Source organism: Streptomyces sp. URMC 124 (genome assembly GCF_051386455.1).
Lineage (GTDB): Bacteria > Actinomycetota > Actinomycetes > Streptomycetales > Streptomycetaceae > Streptomyces.
On record NZ_JBPQTS010000663.1, the window covers coordinates 1 to 233 of the forward strand.

1 pseudogene is annotated in these 233 nt (G+C 54.5%); it reads left to right on the forward strand.

Annotated features, from left to right (window positions below):
• Positions 1 to 233 (forward strand): annotated as a pseudogene (locus ACSNOG_RS34080) (glycine cleavage system protein T); the annotation flags it as partial.

The window sequence follows — 233 nt, forward strand, 5'->3', positions numbered from 1 at the left end:
TGCAGGGTCCTGCAGCCGAAGCGATCATATCGGCAGCCGTACCGGAAGCCGAAACACTCCAATCCCTTCCTTCCTTTCACTTCATTCAGCATGTTAACGTATTTGGTTCCAAGGCCCTCGTCTCCCGGACCGGTTACACCGGAGAGGATGGCTATGAAATATACTGCAGTGCGGAAGAAGCACCGGCCATTTGGAGAGGACTGCTTGACGCAGGTCAAGCGCATGGCTTAGTC